At 66.7% G+C, this 16,826-nt stretch carries 13 protein-coding genes; 10 read left to right on the forward strand and 3 right to left on the reverse strand.

Annotated elements, in window-relative coordinates; genetic code table 11:
• Positions 1-24: 24 nt before the first annotated feature.
• Entirely contained in the window at positions 25-948 is a 924-nt protein-coding gene (locus tag AC07P1_RS27535; protein WP_494698831.1) for a LysR family transcriptional regulator, read from the reverse strand.
• 93 nt (positions 949-1,041) lie between these two features.
• On the opposite strand from AC07P1_RS27535, the gene AC07P1_RS27540 reads away from it, so the two are divergent.
• On the forward strand, positions 1,042-1,482 hold the full coding sequence (locus tag AC07P1_RS27540) for an ester cyclase (protein ID WP_494698832.1): 441 nt from the start codon (positions 1,042-1,044) through the stop codon (positions 1,480-1,482).
• A 116-nt stretch (positions 1,483-1,598) separates the two neighbouring features.
• The gene (locus tag AC07P1_RS27545) at positions 1,599-2,999 is read left to right on the forward strand and encodes a glycoside hydrolase family 88/105 protein (protein ID WP_494698833.1); all 1,401 of its coding nucleotides are present in this window, start codon (positions 1,599-1,601) and stop codon (positions 2,997-2,999) included.
• A gap of 58 nt (positions 3,000-3,057) precedes the next feature.
• Here the strand turns inward: AC07P1_RS27545 and AC07P1_RS27550 are convergent, their stop codons facing one another.
• Positions 3,058-3,390: a CzcE family metal-binding protein gene (locus AC07P1_RS27550; RefSeq protein ID WP_494698834.1), complete on the reverse strand. Its 333-nt coding sequence runs from the start codon at positions 3,388-3,390 to the stop codon at positions 3,058-3,060.
• Between the two features lie 270 nt (positions 3,391-3,660).
• Between AC07P1_RS27550 and AC07P1_RS27555 the strand changes: the two genes are divergently transcribed.
• A complete protein-coding gene (locus AC07P1_RS27555; protein ID WP_494698835.1) occupies positions 3,661-4,662 on the forward strand; it encodes a hypothetical protein in 1,002 nt (333 codons plus the stop codon).
• A gap of 33 nt (positions 4,663-4,695) precedes the next feature.
• Here AC07P1_RS27555 and AC07P1_RS27560 read toward each other — a convergent pair whose 3' ends face one another.
• Positions 4,696-5,652 (reverse strand): LacI family DNA-binding transcriptional regulator, encoded by a 957-nt coding sequence (locus tag AC07P1_RS27560; protein WP_494698948.1) that lies wholly within the window; start codon positions 5,650-5,652, stop codon positions 4,696-4,698.
• A gap of 292 nt (positions 5,653-5,944) precedes the next feature.
• On the opposite strand from AC07P1_RS27560, the gene AC07P1_RS27565 reads away from it, so the two are divergent.
• The 7 genes from AC07P1_RS27565 to AC07P1_RS27595 all read left to right on the forward strand — a co-directional run bounded on the left by AC07P1_RS27565 (position 5,945) and on the right by AC07P1_RS27595 (position 16,813).
• Entirely contained in the window at positions 5,945-8,476 is a 2,532-nt protein-coding gene (locus AC07P1_RS27565) for a TonB-dependent receptor (protein WP_494698836.1), read from the forward strand.
• 90 nt (positions 8,477-8,566) lie between these two features.
• On the forward strand, positions 8,567-10,588 hold the full coding sequence (locus AC07P1_RS27570) for a kojibiose hydrolase (RefSeq protein WP_494698837.1): 2,022 nt from the start codon (positions 8,567-8,569) through the stop codon (positions 10,586-10,588).
• 54 nt (positions 10,589-10,642) lie between these two features.
• On the forward strand, positions 10,643-12,628 hold the full coding sequence (locus tag AC07P1_RS27575) for a hypothetical protein (protein WP_494698838.1): 1,986 nt from the start codon (positions 10,643-10,645) through the stop codon (positions 12,626-12,628).
• A gap of 62 nt (positions 12,629-12,690) precedes the next feature.
• Positions 12,691-13,926, forward strand: coding sequence for an ABC transporter substrate-binding protein (locus AC07P1_RS27580; RefSeq protein WP_494698839.1), 1,236 nt, complete (start codon positions 12,691-12,693; stop codon positions 13,924-13,926).
• Entirely contained in the window at positions 13,923-14,852 is a 930-nt protein-coding gene (locus AC07P1_RS27585) for a carbohydrate ABC transporter permease (protein ID WP_494698840.1), read from the forward strand. The genes AC07P1_RS27580 and AC07P1_RS27585 overlap by 4 nt, the downstream gene beginning before the upstream one ends.
• Entirely contained in the window at positions 14,849-15,688 is an 840-nt protein-coding gene (locus tag AC07P1_RS27590; protein ID WP_494698841.1) for a carbohydrate ABC transporter permease, read from the forward strand. The genes AC07P1_RS27585 and AC07P1_RS27590 overlap by 4 nt, the downstream gene beginning before the upstream one ends.
• 12 nt (positions 15,689-15,700) lie before the next feature.
• Positions 15,701-16,813 carry an ABC transporter ATP-binding protein gene (locus tag AC07P1_RS27595; RefSeq protein ID WP_494698842.1) on the forward strand — a complete coding sequence of 371 codons (1,113 nt, stop codon included), beginning with the start codon at positions 15,701-15,703 and terminating at the stop codon, positions 16,811-16,813.
• Positions 16,814-16,826: the final 13 nt, after the last annotated feature.

Below are 16,826 nucleotides of genomic sequence, written 5' to 3' on the forward strand. Positions count from 1 at the left end.
CCGTGCCCGCACGGAACGATATTTTCAGTTGCGTAATGGCTCGCACACCAGCGCGATTTGCTCGCGCAGCCAGCGCTGGGCCGGATGGGCGTCGTTGCGGCGGTGCCAGTGCAGCACGAACGGCACCGGCGCCAAGTCCAGCTCGGCCGGTAGCGGCAGCACGGCCAGTGCGCCGCGCAGGCCGCCGGCCCGCACCACGCCCTCCATCATCGTGGCCAGTACGTCGCTGGCGGCGACGATCGCGGGCGCGGCGTACATCTGCGGCAGGGTGATGGCGATGTCGCGCTTGCGGCCCGGCTGCGCCAACCTCACGTCCACGTGGCCGACGCCGTCGCCCTCCGGCGAGACCAGCAGGTGCTGGTGCGCCAGGAAGGCGTCGAGCGCGACGGTCTTCCCGTTCGCCAGCGGATGGCCCTTGCGCGCCACGCAGACGAAGCACTCCTCGAACAGGGGCGTGGTCGGAATGCGCGGCGTGCTGCCGCCCGGCACACCGATGGCGGCATCGACTTCGCCGGCGTCGAGCAGGGCCAGCGCGTCCTCGCGCGCGGTGAAGGCGCGCACCCGCAGCGTGACACCCGGCGCCACCCGCGCCAGCCGCGCGAGCAGCGGCGGCAGCACGACGAAGGCGGGATGGTCGGACAGCCCCAAGGTCAGGCGCAAGGTCGATGTCATGGGGTCGAAGGCCTGGGTGTAGTCCAGGGTGCGCTGGATGCTGGCCAGCGCCTCGCCCAGCGGCAAGGCCAGTTCCAGCGCGCGCGGCGTCGGCTGCAGACCGGCCGCGCTGCGCACGAACAGCTCGTCCTTCAGCAGCAGCCGCAGGCGGGCCAGCGCCGCGCTCATGGCCGGCTGCGTGCGGCCGATGCGCACGCCCGCGCGCGTCACATTGCGCTCGCACATCAGGGCGTCGAAGGCGACGAGCAGATTGAGGTCGATTCCGTGTAAATCCATGGCATGGATATTACTGCATATCCATTATCGATTGGAATTGCGCGGGCTGCGCCGCTACAGTGAAGGTCCCCATCACTCAACCCCAAGCACATCATGACCATGCAAGACAACGGCCTGACCCTGGCCCAGCAGCAAGCCATCGAAAACCTCTACGGCGCCTTCAACGACAAGCGGCCGGACCTGCTCGACCGGGCACTGGCGGTGGACTGGGAGGATATTCCGCTCGGTCCGGACCAGCAGCCCGGGCTGGCGGGCATGAAACCGGTGATCGGGCTGTTCACCACCGCCTTCCCCGACGTGAAGATCACGATCCTCGATATTTTCGGCCGCGACGGCCGCGCCGCCGTGCGCGCGCGCATCACCGGCACGCATCTGGGCGAGTTCCTCGGCATCGCGTCGACCGGCAAGCCGATCGCCATCGCCATCCACGAGTTCCACCACCTGTCGGCCGACCGCATCCTCCGCACCTGGCACCTGGAAGACTGGTTCGGCATGCTCAACCAGGTGGGCGCGTGGCCGCCCAAGGCGGTCTGACCACTTGAAATTGTGGTCTGATAGGTAAACGTTTAATTAGTGCTTGACGTAATGGTCGACCTTGCCTAGCCTTCGTATCGGAGATTAAATTACCGCTATAAATAGAAAGGTTGATAATGAAGCAATTTCCTCGCCGTTTGACCCTGCTGGTGGCCGCCGTCCTCGCCGCCGGCGCCGTTCACGCCGACGGCCCGTTCCGCAATCCCGACAACAAGAGCGTCAACGACGCCGGCGAGGGAACCTATCCGGTCCCCTACAAAAAGCCGACCGAGGCCGAGATCGTCGGCGCGCTCGATCGCGTGCGCGGCTATATCGACAGCATCACGCCGACCCGCATCGTCGACAAGGCGACCGGCAAGCCCATCACCGACCTCAAAAAGCCGGTCGCCGGCGCCGTGTTCGAGAAGTCGCCAGGCGACTTCGGCCTGATGGTGTACGAGATGGGCGTGATCCATTCCGGCCTGCTGAAGGCGGCCGAGGTCACCGGCGACAAGCGCTACAGCGACGTCACCCGCCGCCACCTGCAATTTTTCAAGGACACGCAGCCGTACTTCCAGGCGCAGGAAGCCCAGTTCAAGCTGGGCCGCGCCAACAGCTTCACCCGCTTCCTGGAGCCGCGCTCGCTCGACGACAGCGGCTCGATGTGCGCCGCGCTGGTGCGCGCCCGCTTCGCCAAGGTCGGCCCGGATTTGAAGGGCATGATCGACACCTGCAGCGGTTATGTGCAGAAGAGGCAGTACCGCCTCGACGACGGCACCTTCGCGCGCCAGCGTCCGCAGGCCTCTTCGCTGTGGGCCGACGACATGTACATGGGCATTCCGGCGCTGGCCGAGATGGGCCACCTGACCGGCGACAAGGCCTGGTTCGACGACGCCGCCTCCAACGTGCTGACGATGGCCAAGCACCTGTTCAACGAGCGCAAGGGCCTGTTCACGCACGGCTGGAACGCCAACAACCCGGACGCGCCGCACTTCTACTGGGCGCGCGCCAACGGCTGGGCGGTGTTGTCGATGAGCGACCTGCTCGACGTGCTGCCGAAGGACCATCCGGCCTATCCGAAGGTGCTGGCCCAGCTGCGCGCCAGCCTGCGCGGCATCGCCGAGCTGCAGTCGGGCACCGGCCTGTGGCACCAGATGCTCGACCGTAACGATTCGTACCTGGAAACGTCGGCCACCGCGATCTTCGTCTACGTGTACGCGCACGCGATCAACGAGGGCTGGATCAGCCCGACCACCTACGGCTCGATCGCCCAGGCCGGGTGGATCGGCCTGAGCACGCGCATCAACGCCAAGGGACAAGTGGAAGGCACCTGCGTCGGCACCACCTTCGCCAGCGACCAGGTGTACTACTACAACCGCCCGGTCAGCGTCGACGCGATGCACGGCTACGGTCCGGTGCTGCTGGCCGGCGCCGAGATGGTCAAGCTGTTGAAAAATCCCGCGATCGACATCCAGCACAAGCTGCGCACCTACCACTACATGCCGCGCGAGAGCGGCGCCAAGATCAGCGAGCACTGACCGCCGCGGCTTCCGGTGAAATGCCGACCCGGCCGCCTGGCCGGGTCGGCGCCACCGCTTAGCTGCGGTACAGCGGGTTGGAGGCGACGTAGACCGTGACCTTTTTCGTGAACGTGCCGGCCGGCGCGATCTTGGCCAGGTCGAACGAGGTCTCCTGATGCAAGGTCTGGAAGTGCCAGGTGAAGCTGGTGCCGTTGACCTTGAATTCCACGGTCTCGCCGTTTTCCACGCGGACGTGCTTGGTCTTTTCCGTGATCACGATCTGGCGGTGGGCGCCGGCCGCCGGCGCGGTGGTGCCGTATTTGGCCGTGTCGACGGCGGCCGCGAAAGCGGTGGCGGTCGTGGCGAACAGGGCGGTGACCAGGGCTGCGGTGCGGATCGATTTAAACATGGTGGTAGTTCCTTTAAATTGTGCGACGGTGGGTCCATTCGTGCGGACAGGTTTGCCGGCAGCATTCGATTTGCTGCCGATGAACACAGTATGGGGATGTTGTCGACACCCAAAATCTGCCGACCGGGGGGGAGGGCGTATGCCGGGCGGCATATAAAGGCCGCGATATATTCCCAGAAATGTTGTTAAAAACAGCCGGCCCGCCGTTTCGATCTTATAATTGCCTCCCTTGTCTTCGGTGGCGCCCGTTCGCCCAGCCCCAACGTCCCTATGTTTTTTACCGCCCAGACCGGCGCCCCCGGTGACCATGCCCGCCCGGCGCTCCGCCATCCCACGATGTCCGACTGGCGCGCGCTCCACTGGGGCGTTCTGTTCGCGCTCCTCGGCGCCGCCGCGCTGCTGTTGATGCAGCCGCATTGGGGCCGGACGGTCGAGGACTCGCTGGCCTATTTCAACACCGCCAGATATCTGCGCGGCGAGGCGGCGTTCAGCGAATTGCGCGCGCCCTTTCCCTACCGGCTGCTGATCCCGGCGCTCGCGGCCTACCTGCCGGGAGAGTTGCGCAACACCTTTGCGGTGGTCAACTGGATCGCGATCAGCGTTGCCGCCGGCGCCCTGTCGTGGATCGTCGCCCGCGCCGGCGGGAGCCGCCGGCAGGTCGTCTTTGCCGGTTTGCTGCTGGTGTTCTCGGTGCCGACGTTCTGGTACGCGTCCTACCTGCTGACCGATCCCGGCGCCTTGTGCGCCCGCACCCTGTTCGTGCTGGGCGTGATCACCGGCCAGCCATGGCTGGCCGTCGGCGCCGCGTTGGCCGCGACCGCCATCCGCGAGGAAAACATCCTGCTGCTGGTGTGGCTGCTGGTGTTTCGACGCGTCGGCATCGGCGCCGGCATCGCGGCGTTGGCCGTCGCGGCCGGCTGGCTGCTGTTGGTCCGGTGGTGGTTGTTGCCCGGTCTGCCCAGCTACCTGTGGGTGCCCAGCCTGGGGACGTTGTGGGCCGCGTTGCACGACGTGCGCACCTTGTTGTCGGTGGCCAGCGCGGCGGTCATCGTGCTGCCGCTGGCGGCGCTCGGCTGGAAACACATTCCGCCGTCGCTGACGCCGTTGAAAACCATGCTGTTGCTGATGGCCTTGCCGCCGGCGTACGCGGCCTTGTCGGTGCGGGTGGACGGCCGCGCGATCTGGAGCCTGTATCCGTTCCTGATCCCGCTGGCGGTGTACGCCAGATGGCCGCGCGCCGGCGCATCCCCTCCGCCGGCATCAGGGACATGAGCGCGGTGGTGGGGTACTAACCGGTGTTTGCCGTCACGCCGGCGGCATGCAGGGCGCCGTGGTGGCGCCCAGTTGCAGCGTCACCGGCACGACGATCTCGCGCAGCGGTCCGCCGTTGATTAATTGCTCGGCCAAGGTGATGGCCTCGACGGCGATGCGTTCGATGTCCTGCACCACCGTGGTCAACTCGTACGGCATGCCCGGCAGACCGTCGAAGCCGACCACCGATACTTGCTGCGGCATGCGCAAGCCCAAGTCCTCCAGCGCGCCGATGGCGCCGATCGCCATCTCGTCGCTGGCGCAGAACAGGGCGGTGAAGCGCAGTCCCCCCTCCCAGGCGCGGCGCACGGCGCGGTAGCCGCCCAGCACGGTGAATTGACCGTCCAGTTCCAGCTCCTGGCGCGGCGCGATGCCCGCCTCGGCCAGCGCCGCGCGGTAGCCGTGGCGGCGGTCGACGTCGGACTGCTGGGCCGTTTGCATGCCGACGAAGCCGATCGCCCGGTGTCCCAGGTCGAGCAGGCAGCGGGTGGCCAGCGCGCCGCCGCCGACGTCGTCCGGCACCACGAACGCGGCGTTCGGCTGGTGCCCCAGCACCACCGCCGGCACCTTGCGGCGCGCCAGCAAGGCCAGGCGCTCCTGCACTTCTTCCGTGTTATGCAGCAGCACCGCGTCCGGCAGACGGGCATAGCTTTCCAGCGGCGCGCTCATCTCGACGAAGCGGGTGCCGCGCTCGCCGGCCTGCTGCACCAGCGCGCGCCAGAACAGCGCGAAGTAGGGTCCGGAGCCGCCCTTGGTCAAGGAGATGCCGACGCTGTGGCGCGAGCGCCGGCTCAATTCGCGCGCCGTCGGATCGGGCGTGTATCCGGACGCGTCCATCGCGGCCAGGATGCGTTGACGGGTTTCCTCCGCCATGCGTCCCTTGCCGTTCAGGGCGCGGCTGACGGTGCCCTTCGATACGCCAAGATTCAGTGCGAGTTGGTCCAGCGTCATCTTCACTACGGTTCTCCCGGCCCCCGGCGGACCAAAGCAAAAGCGGCATGATACCGCCATTTTTTCGTTCAGCGGCAAGTGTTGCATATTGCACTGCAAGACAGGAATAAATTGCATTTCATTTTGGAAGCCTGCATAATTATTTCAATGCGCAACCGGTTGCGCAAATTAGAACTACCGGTTGCGCAAGCAAGTTCCAAGGAAATCACACGCCGACGGCGACGATATTCGACGACTCCGCAAGCGGCCACAGATAAAATCGTAGTTAAAAAGATAATAAACGGAGACCAAAATGAAGAATCGCAAACGTTTTTTGCTGTCCACCATCACGCTGGCCGTGCTGGCGCTGACCCAGCAGGCCCAATCCCAGGCCCAGGAAGGCACCCCGGCCGCCGCCCCGGCTCCAACCCCGGCCCCGGCCGCCGACACCAATAGCGCCGGCGCCGACAACGGCGACGACAAGCTCAACCGTGTGGTGGTCACCGGCAGCACTTCGCTCAAGCGTACGGTGCGCGAAAGCTCGGTGGCCGTCACCAGCGCCGACCGCGCCGACCTCGACCGAAAAGCGCCGCGCAGCACCGCCGCCGCGCTCGAACTAATCCCCGGCATGATGGTCGAGGATTCCGGCGGCGAAGTATCGAACAACTACACCGTGCGCGGCCTGGCCGGCGGCGGCCAGAACTTCGTCCAATTGTCCGAGGACGGGCTGCCGGTGTTCTACCATCCCGGGCTGGCCGACACCATCCTCAAGCAGGAACTGTCGATCGACCGCATGGAAGCGGTGCGCGGCGGCACCTCCGGCATCCTGACGGTCAACGGCGCCGGCGCCACCGTCAACTTCATCACGGTGCGTTCCAAGGACGAGCCCGAGGGCGCGCTGCGCCTGACCGGTTCCGACTACGGCACCAAGCGCATCGACCTGCGCTACGGCGGTGCGCTCGGCAACGGCTGGTACGCCGGCTTCGGCGGCTTCTACCGCAGCTCCGACTCGGTGCGCGACATCGGCTTCACCGCCGACCACGGCGGCCTGCTGCGCGCCTATATCGGCCGCAAATGGAGCGATGGCGAGTTCAGCGTCAATGTCAAGGTGGTCAACGACCACAACACCTTCCTGCTGCCGACGCCGTTCCAGAACCCGAACAATCCGGAACCGGTTCCCGGCTTCAACGGCAACTACGGCACCCTGCTGAGCGCCGACAACGGCGTGCAGGCCGGCCGCAACTCCAACGGCATCCAGACCAACGACCTGAACGACGGCGTCGCCACCAAGTCGACCTCGATCGGCTACAACTTCGAGAAGCGCCTGAACGACGCCTTCACGGTGCGCTCCAAGGGCCGCTACACCGATTTCAAGAACGAGTTCAACGCCATCTTCACGTTCGACAACAACAGCATGCGCTCGGCCGCCGACCGCCTCGATCCCGCCACCAACAGCGACATCCGGGCCATGCTGACGCGCTTCCCGGGCACCACGCCGGCCATCCGCGGCGTCGCCAGCGGCACCATCTACGCCGGCGCCGACCTGGCCAACGTCAGCGGCAACGGCCTGCTGACGGACAACATATCGGCCAAGAACCGCGCTTACCGCCAGAACTTCGTCAACGACGTCAGCGTCACCTGGACCACGCCGGGCAACAGCCTGACGGCCGGCCTGCTGACCATCGACCAGGACGAGCAGAATGGCAACGACGGCAACACCCGCTTCCTTGGCGAGGTGCGCAACAATCCGTCGCGGCTGGATATCGTCGCCATCGACGGCGCCGGCAAGGTGGTCGGCCAGCTGACCGACAAGAGCGTGCTGGAGTACAACCCGTGGGGCGTCGGCCTGAGCCGCTCGAAGCTGACCTCGAACAACTTCTACCTGAACGACGAGTACCAGTTCAACGACCGCCTGCGCCTGGACGCCGGCGTGCGCGTGGAGAAATTCAGCTACCGTGCGTGGCGCCCGCAGGGCTCGACGGTGGCGATACCGGGCTCGAGCAAGCCGGACGGTACGGATGCCGACAACATCATGGTCAACAACACCATGCCGGCCTTCAACGGCCAGTACGACTACGTCGACAACGGCGGCTTCCGCCACAGCTCGGTCACGGCGGGTGGCAACTACCTGATCAACGACAATCTGGCCGCCTACGCCCGCTACTCGCGCAGCTACCAGGCCAACAATGAAAACCCGGTGACCAACATCAGCTTCGGCGAGCTGGGCGCGCGCTACCAGCGGCGCGGCTTCTCGGCCTCGCTGACGGCGTTCCGCACCAATTTCAAGAACTACGAGTTCAGCCGACTGCTCGAGGGCGACACCTTGGAAACCCGCGTCGGCGGTGACATCATCGTCAAAGGCCTGGAATACGAGCTGCAATGGAAGCCGGTGCGTTACGCCCGGATCAACCTGAGCGGCGTGGTCCAGCATTCGACGATGAACATTAGCAGCGTCAACGGACCGTCGGCCGCCACCGTCGACACCGGCAGCCTGGGTTCGCACCCGGAGCGCTCGCCGGACCAGAACTTCACCATCACGCCGAGCCTGCTGCTGCCGGATAACAAGGGCGAGATTTACCTGTCCTACCACAAGGTGGGCAAGCGCTACGCCGACGCCGCCAACTCCTTCGTGCTGCCGGCCTACCACACGCTGGCGGCGGGCGCGAGCTACCAGTTGTCGCCGACGCTGACGATGAATTTCAGCGTGCAGAACCTGACCAACACGATCGGCCTGACCGAGGGCAATCCGCGCGCCGGGTTCACCGAGGTCGCCGGTGGCAACTACTTCTTTGCGCGCGCCATCCTGGGCCGCAACATGCAGCTGAGCCTGACGGCCGCGTTCTAAGTGGTGCGTCCTTTTCCGGCCGACATGATTGTCGGCCGGTTTTTTTGCCAGGCATGGCGTTGCGGCGCCGCCTCTGAAGAAAAGTTTTCGATGAAAAAATACCTTAGCATGGCCTTGCTGCTGGTGTGTTCGGCCCTCCAGGCGCAGGACGCCGACGAGTGGACCATCGCCGCCCCCAAGATCGATCCGGCCCGCTACCACGGCGTGACGGTGGCCAACGGCATGATCGGCCTGGTGTCGTCGCCCGAACCGATGAAGGTCCGCGAAGTGGTGCTCAACGGCGCCTTCGACACCTACGGGCGCGGCCGGGTCGACAACATCATGAAGGGATTTAACTTCATGAACATCAACCTCGACGTCGACGGCCAGCGCGTCGACGCCGCCCACGTGACGGGCCTGCGCCAGTCGCTGGACATGAAGCGCGCCGTACTGGTCACCGAATTCGACGTCGGCGACAAGGTGCATGTTCGGCACAGCATCGCGGCGCTGCGCCAGCTACCCTACACGGCGCTGGCCACGGTGGAGATCACGGCGCGGCGCGACAGCGCCGTCACGCCGTCGGCCATGATCGAGGCGCCGGACATCCTGCGCGACGTCAAGAACCTGTACGCGCAGATCGACCGTCCGCACGCGCGCATTCCGCTGATGAGTTCGGTCGGCAAGAGTCCGTCCGGCAAGCACGCCATCGCCGCCGCCGTCAGCTTCATCTTCGATAAAGACGACAAGCCGGACCTGGTGCACGAGGACACCGACTACAACACCCATCTGACCAAGTTCACCAACAAGCTCAAGGCCGGCGCGACCCTGCGCTTCTCGGTGGTCGGCTCGATGATGACGTCGGCGCACCTGGGCGATCCGCACAACGAGGCCGAGCGACTGACCGTGTATGCCGCGCTCGAAGGGCGCGAACGCTTGATGGCCGCCCACCTCAAGGCGTGGGAGTCCTTGTGGACCAGCGACGTCGTCATCGAAGGCGACCCGCAAACCCAGCGCGACATGCGCCTGGCGCTGTACCACCTGTACTCGTTCGCGCGCGAGGGCACGGCGTTCAGCCTGTCGCCGATGGGCCTGTCCGGCCTGGGCTACAACGGCCACGTGTTCTGGGACGCGGAACTGTGGATGCTGCCGCCGCTGCTGGCGCTCAAGCCCGAGCTGGCCAAGTCGATGCTCGAATACCGCTTCCAGCGCCTGGACGCGGCGCGCCAGAACGCCCGCAACCACGGTTTCCAGGGCGCGATGTTCCCTTGGGAATCGGCCAGCGAGGGCTTCGAGGTCACGCCCGTGTGGGCGCTGACCGGTCCGTTCCAGCAGCACATCACCGGCAGCGTCGGCTGGGCCTTCTGGAAGTACTACCAGGTCACGCACGACAAGGTCTGGCTGCGCGAGCGCGGCTATCCGATGCTCAAGGAGGTTGCCGATTTCTGGATCAGCCGCGTCGAGCGCAAGGGGCCGGGCCGCTATGAAATCAACAATGTGATCGGCGCCAACGAGTGGCAGGAGAACATCGACAACAACGCCTTCACCAACGGCATGGCGATCACCGTGCTGCGCTACGCCGGACAGGCCGCGCGCGCGCTGGGGATCGAGCCCAATCCCGACTGGGAGCAGGTGGCGGCCAACATCCCCATCCTGCGCTTCGCGGACGGCACCACGCGCGAGAACGCGACGTATGACGGCGTGCCGATCAAGCAGGCCGACGTCAACCTGCTGGCGTATCCGCTCGACGTCGTCAGCGACAAGGCGCGCGTGGCCCAGGACCTGGCCTACTACGCGCCACGGCTGGCGCCGGAAGGGCCGGCGATGGGGGCGGCCATCGTCGCCACCTTGTACGCCCGCGCCGGCAAGGCCGAGCAGGCCTACACCACCTTCCAGCACAGCTACCAGGGACTGCGGCTGGCGCCGTTCGGCGTGCTGGAGGAGTACCCTGGCGGCGGCAACCCGTATTTCGCGACCGGTGCCGGCGGGACCTTGCAAGCCTTGCTGTTCGGCCTGGGCGGCCTTTATATCGACGACCAGGGCATCCACCAGCGCAAGACGGCGTTGCCCAAGCGCTGGAAGAAGCTGGAGATACGCGGCGTCGGTATAGAGCGTTCGACATTTACGTCGCCCTAGTTATATTCCCGCATACGTTATCAAATCATTTTCACAGGTTCTTGGACTCAATCGATGGAACAAATAATCCCGCTGCCCGAGCCGGCCGAACCGGCCCTGCGCTTCTCCCTGCCGGAGGGCCTGGTCGCCAACGAATTCCTGCGCCAGGGACCGGTCGCCGCCCATCTGTTGTTGAGCTCCGGCGCGACGCCCCGCCTGCTGGCCGCCTTCCCGGCCGGGAACAGCGCCACCGGCCTGTGGTTCGAACCGGTGGCGGCGCCGATGCAATGGAGCGAGGCCGCGCAATTGCGCGCCGTACAAGCGAGAGACGACCATGGCCGCCAGCTGTACGGCATCGCCACCGAGATCGCCGCCGACCACGCCACACTGACGGTGGCCGGCGCCGTGCTCAGCTCGGCCCGCGTGCTGCGCGATTACCAGCACGACCGCCGCCTCCCGCCGGGCGTCCACAACGTGGTGCGCTTCACCGCCGACAGCGTGCGCTGGTCGCGCGACAGGCTCGACGGCGGCCCCGGGTATGCCGTCGTGCTGCAAGTGCTGAACGGCACGGTCGACACCGACGCCCATGGCCGCGTCACCCTGAACGCCACGCCCGGACAAGCCCTGCAACTGCGTTTGACCGCCTTGACGGGCGAGGCGGCGCTGGAGCCGCTGCCGCCGGCGCAACTGTTGCGCGATCCGGATGCCGGCACCCTGCGCGGACGCCAGAGCCTGGCCTTCCTCAGCTACCGCGATAAGCTGCTGGCCGGCTCCTGGCGCTTCAACACCTACTTCGGGCGCGACACCCTGATGTCGCTGCTGTTGCTAATGCCGGCGCTGACGCCGCAGGCCATCGAGGCCGGCCTGGCGTCGGTGCTGGACCGGCTCGATCCGCAAGGCGCCGTCGCCCACGAGGAGGATATCGGCGAGTGCGCGCTGCTGCACGGCAGCGGCGGCGCGCCCGTGTACGACTACAAGATGGTCGACGACGACTTCATGCTGGCGCCGGTGGTCATGGCCTATCTGCTGGAGCAGCCGGGCGGCGCCGAACGCGCGCCGCAGTGGCTGGCCGAGCCCGGCGCCGGCGGGGAGGCGCGTGGCGCCGCGCTGGGCCGCAATTTCCGCCTGGTGCTGCAACTGGCCGGCGCCTACGCGCAGCGGCCCGGCATCGCCACCCTGATCCACCTGAAGCCGGGCCATCCGACCGGCGACTGGCGCGACAGCGTCGACGGCCTGGGCGGCGGCGTGATCTCGCACAACGTCAACGCCATCCTGGTGCCGGCGGCGTTGCGCGCCATCGCCGCGCTGCACGCCAGTGGCTTGCTGGCGCGGCATATGGACGGCGGCGCGGTCCACGCCGCGACCTTGGCGGGCATTTGGGAAGAGCAGGTCCCTGGCTATTTCACCGTTCGGCGCGACGCGCGGGAGGCGAGCGATAGCGTGCAGCGCTGTGCCGCCGAACTTGGCGTGGACGCCGCGCCGGCGCTTGCCAGCCTGGACGGACGGGAACTGGCCTTCGCCGCCGTCGCCCTCGACACCAGGGGGCGGCCGGTGCCGGTGCTGCATTCCGATCTCGGGTTCGCGCTGTTGTTGCAGCAGCCGCCGCCGGCGTCGGTCGAGCGCGAACTGGCCGCCATCATGCGGCCCTTCCCGGCCGGGTTGATGACCGGTGTCGGCCTGCTGGTGGCCAACGGCGCGTACGCCGACGCCGCGCTGCGGCCGCTGTTCGGCCCGGACCGCTACCATGGCGCGGTGGTGTGGTCGTGGCAGCAGGCGCTGCTGGCCGCCGGCCTGGCGCGGCAGCTGGCACGGACCGATCTGCCGGCCGGCACCCGTGCCTTGCTGGTCGATGCCCAGGCCGCGTTGTGGGCGGTCATCCTGCCGACCCAGGACCAGAGCAGTTCCGAATTGTGGTCCTGGGGATGGGAAGAGGGCGGCTATCGCATGCGGCCGTTCGGACCGGACGCCGCCACCGCCGACGAGTCGAACGCGGTGCAGTTGTGGAGCACCGTCTACCTGGCGGTGAGGCCGCCCCCGGACACCAGTACAATGTCCGGATAACAACCCTACGCCGCCGAACACCATGCGCCGATCACGGCCACCGCAGCATCAGGAGACAAGCTATGAACGATCGACCAGGCCGCCGGCGCGCGGCGGTGTTGTGCGCCGCCGTCTTGACGGCGATGGCGGCGCCGGCGCGGGCGGCCGAGTCGGTAACGGTGGCCGTCTGGGGCTCGTCGCCCGCCGAGGTGGCCGCCTTCGACCAGGCGACGGCCGCTTTCACCAGCAGCACCGGCATCGTGGTGCGCAAGCAGGTCATCGAGGACAAGTATCCCGACGTGCTGCGCTCGCGCTTTGCGGCCGGCAATCCACCCGACGTGTTTTACCTGGATGCCCTCGAGGCGCAGTTGCTGATCCAAAGCGACGTGCTCGAACCGCTGGAACTGAGCCCGGCCGACCAGGCCGATTTCTATCCCCAATTCCTGCAAGCCTTCCGCAGTCCGGACGGCAAGCTGTACGGACTGCCCAAGGATTATTCGACCCTGGCGTTGTACCTGAACCCGCGCCTGCTGAAGCAGGCCGGCTACCGTCCCGACGACGTGCCGCGCGACTTTAACGGCCTGATGCGCTTTGCCCAGACCCTGCAGAAGCGCCTGCCGCGCGGCGTGGCGGCGATGATCGTCGAGAAGGATCTGTCACGCCACCTGGCGGCGCTGGAAACCTCGGGCCAGGCGCTGATCGGCGCCGACGGCCGCGCCCACTTCACCGGCAACCCGGCCGCCTACGCCTACCTGAACCAGCTGGTGACCGGCCATGTGCTGAAATACCTGTACTCGCCCAAGGACGACCTGGGCGCCGATTGGCCGGGCGCCGCCTTCGGCTCGCAGCGCACCGTCATGATGATGGAGGGGAACTGGGTGCAGCCCGCCCTCAAGAACGACTACGGCGACGTGCCCTTCGTCGCGCGCGAGATGCCCACCGTGAACCAGCGCCGGCAGACCATGGCCTTCGTGGTCGGCTACGCGGTGCCGCGCGCGGCCAGGAACAAGGCCGCCGGCCTGCGCTTCGCGCGCTACATGACCGGGCCCGGCATGCGCTTGTGGGCCAGCGCCTCGGGCACCTTGCCGACGCGGCGCAGCGTGGAGGCGGCGATGCAGGTGCGCGCGTCGCCGGTGCTGGCGGCCCACGTGGCCGGCGCCGCCTACGCCACGGTGTGGTCGCGCGGGGTCGAACTGCCGGTGCTTAACACCAATTTCGGCAACCAGTTCCTGGCCGCCTTCAACGGCACCAAGTCTTTGCAGCAGGCGCTGGAGAAGGCCGAAACCGTCTCCAACCGTGAAATCGAGCGCCAGCGATGAAGCCGTCCTCCCTTGATACGCCGACGCGGCCGGCGTGGCGTTCGCGCCTGCCGCGCGGCGCCACCATGAGCGCCTACGCCTTCCTGTTGCCGGCGCTGCTGCTGGTCAGCCTGTTCACCCTGGCGCCGATCGGTTACGCGCTGTTCGTCTCGGTGCAGAAGATGGACCTGGTGTCCGGGCACCACACCTTCGTCGGCCTGCGCAACCTGGTCTATCTGGTCGAGGACGACAAGTTCTGGGCCGCCTGCCGCAACACCATGGTTTACGTGGCGGTGGTGGTGCCGCTGCAAACCGGAATCGCGATGGCGCTGGCCTGCGCCGTCAACAGCCGTATCCGTTTCCGCCGCAGCTTCGTCACCTTGCTGTTCCTGCCGACCCTGACCTCGTCGGCGGCGATGACGATGATCTTCATGTGGCTGTTCAATAACAACGGCGTGGTGGTGCAGTTCGTGCAGCAGCACTTCGGCCACAGCGTCAACTTCCTGGGCGATCCCAAATGGGCGCTGGGCATCATCATGCTGATGAACGTGTTCTCCACCATTCCCGGCTTCATGGTGGTGTTCCTGGCCGGCCTGCAGGAGATACCGGCCTCGCTGTACGAGGCGGCGCTGCTCGACGGCGCCGGCCCGGTCAGCCGCCATTGGGAAATCAGCGTGCCGCAGCTGACCCCGATCACCTGCTACGTCGTCACCATGGGGCTGATCGGCTGCTTCCAGGTGTTCGACCAGGCCTTCATCCTGTCCGGTGGCGAGGGCGGGCCGGAGAACTCGACGTTGACCTTCACGCTGCTGATCTACCACTTCGCCTTCAAGAACTACAACACCATGGGCCTGGCATGCGCGCTGGCGGTGGTGCTGACGGTGATCATTTTCTGCGCCACCCTGATCCTCAACCGGTTTGTGCCGCCGGACGGAGCCAACCGATGAACCGCCCCTTCTCCCCCGGCGCGCGCCTGCGGCTGGGCGCCCTGTACGCCGTGCTGGCCGGCTACAGCCTGCTGACCCTGGCGCCGTTCGCCTGGGCGATGCTGACCTCGCTCAAGAGCACCCGCGAGATCGCCGGCGGCGATGGCATCTGGCCTCAAGCGCCGACTCTGGCTGCCTACGAGGTGATCCTGCACGGGCCGTTGTACCAGTGGCTGTGGAATTCGTTCACGGTGGCGCTCTCCGTCACGGTGCTCAACGTCATGTTCAACACCATGGCGGGCTATGCGCTGGCGCGCTTCCGCTTCCGTGGGCGGGGGCTGGTGTTCCAGACCTTGATGCTGCTGGTGATGGTGCCCAGCCAGGTGACGATGATTCCGGCCTACATGATCGTCGCGCGCATGGGCCTGGTCGACACGCACCTGTCGGTGATCCTCACCTCGGCCGTGTCGATCGCCTACATTTTCATGATGCGCCAGTTCTTCATCAACTTCCCGGTCGAGATCGAGGAGGCGGCCACGCTCGACGGCTCGGGGCCGTTCCACCGGTTCTTCCGGATCGTGCTGCCGATGGCCAAACCGGCGCTGGCGACGCAGGCCATCTTCGTTTTCATGGGCATCTGGAACGAGTTCATGAAGCCGCTGCTGTTCATTTCCAGCGTCGACCAGTATTTGCTGACGCAGGGCCTGAACGCGGTGGCCAAGCAGTACGCCAAGTCGTCGTCGTGGAATCTGATCATGGCCGGCTCGGTGATTTCCATCGTGCCGATCCTGATCATGTACATCGGCTTGAACCGGCATTTCCTGAGCATCAACGACCAGTCCAGCGGCATCAAGTAGAACGGAACCCACATGACGCAAGTGAGCCTGCACAACATCGGTCTGGCCTACAACGGCCAGCCCGTGCTGAACGACATCAACCTGAGCATCGCGCCCGGCGAGTTCTGCGTGTTCATCGGCCCCTCGGGCTGCGGAAAATCGAGCCTGCTGCGGCTAATCGCCGGGCTGGAGGCGGTCGGTGGCGGCACCCTGACCATCGACGGCCGCACCATCAACGACGTGCCGGCGGCCGAACGCGGCATCGCCATGGTGTTCCAGAGCTACGCGCTGTATCCGCACATGACGGTCTACGACAACATGGCGTTCGGGCTGACGCGGCAGCGGCTGGACAAGGCCGAGATCGAGCGGCGCGTGCTGGAGGCCTCGCGCATCCTGCAACTGGACGCGCTGCTGGCGCGCAAGCCGGGCGCGCTGTCGGGCGGGCAGCGCCAGCGGGTGGCGATCGGCCGCGCGATCGTCAAGAAGCCCAAGGTGTTCCTGTTCGACGAGCCGTTGTCGAACCTGGACGCCTCGCTGCGCGCCCAGACCCGGCTCGAGATCGCGCGGCTGCACCGCGACCTCAAATCGCCCAGCATGATCTACGTGACGCACGACCAGGTCGAGGCGATGACCCTGGCCGACAAGATCGTGCTGCTGCGTCCGGCCGCCGAAGCGCCGGGGCAGTCCAACGTGGCGCAGATCGGCACGCCGCTGGAGCTGTACCACCATCCGGCCAATCTGTTCGCGGCGCGCTTCATCGGCACGCCGGCGATGAATTTCCTGAATGCCAGCCTGGCCGGCGTGACACCGCACGGCATCGAAGCCACCCTGCAAGGGCGCGGCTGCGACGCGGCCGTCGATGGCGCCGGCATGGCGCCGGGCGCCGCGCTGACCTTGGGCATCCGCCCCGAGCATATGGTGCTGGGGCAGGGCGACCGGCGGGCGAGGATCGTGCACATCGAAGCGCTGGGGGAGCACAGCTATGTGCACCTGCAATGGGCCGACGGCCAGCCGACGCTGATCGCCAAGACGCGGGACGAAGGCCTGCGCCTGGGCGATACGGTGGCGTTCGCGCTACCCGCCGACGCGCTGCACGCCTTCGGCGGCGATGGCGTGGCGCTGCGCCGGCTGCGGCGGGAGCGGTAAGCGGCGAAGTTCC

Source organism: Duganella sp. GW821-FHT07F09 (genome assembly GCF_059418705.1).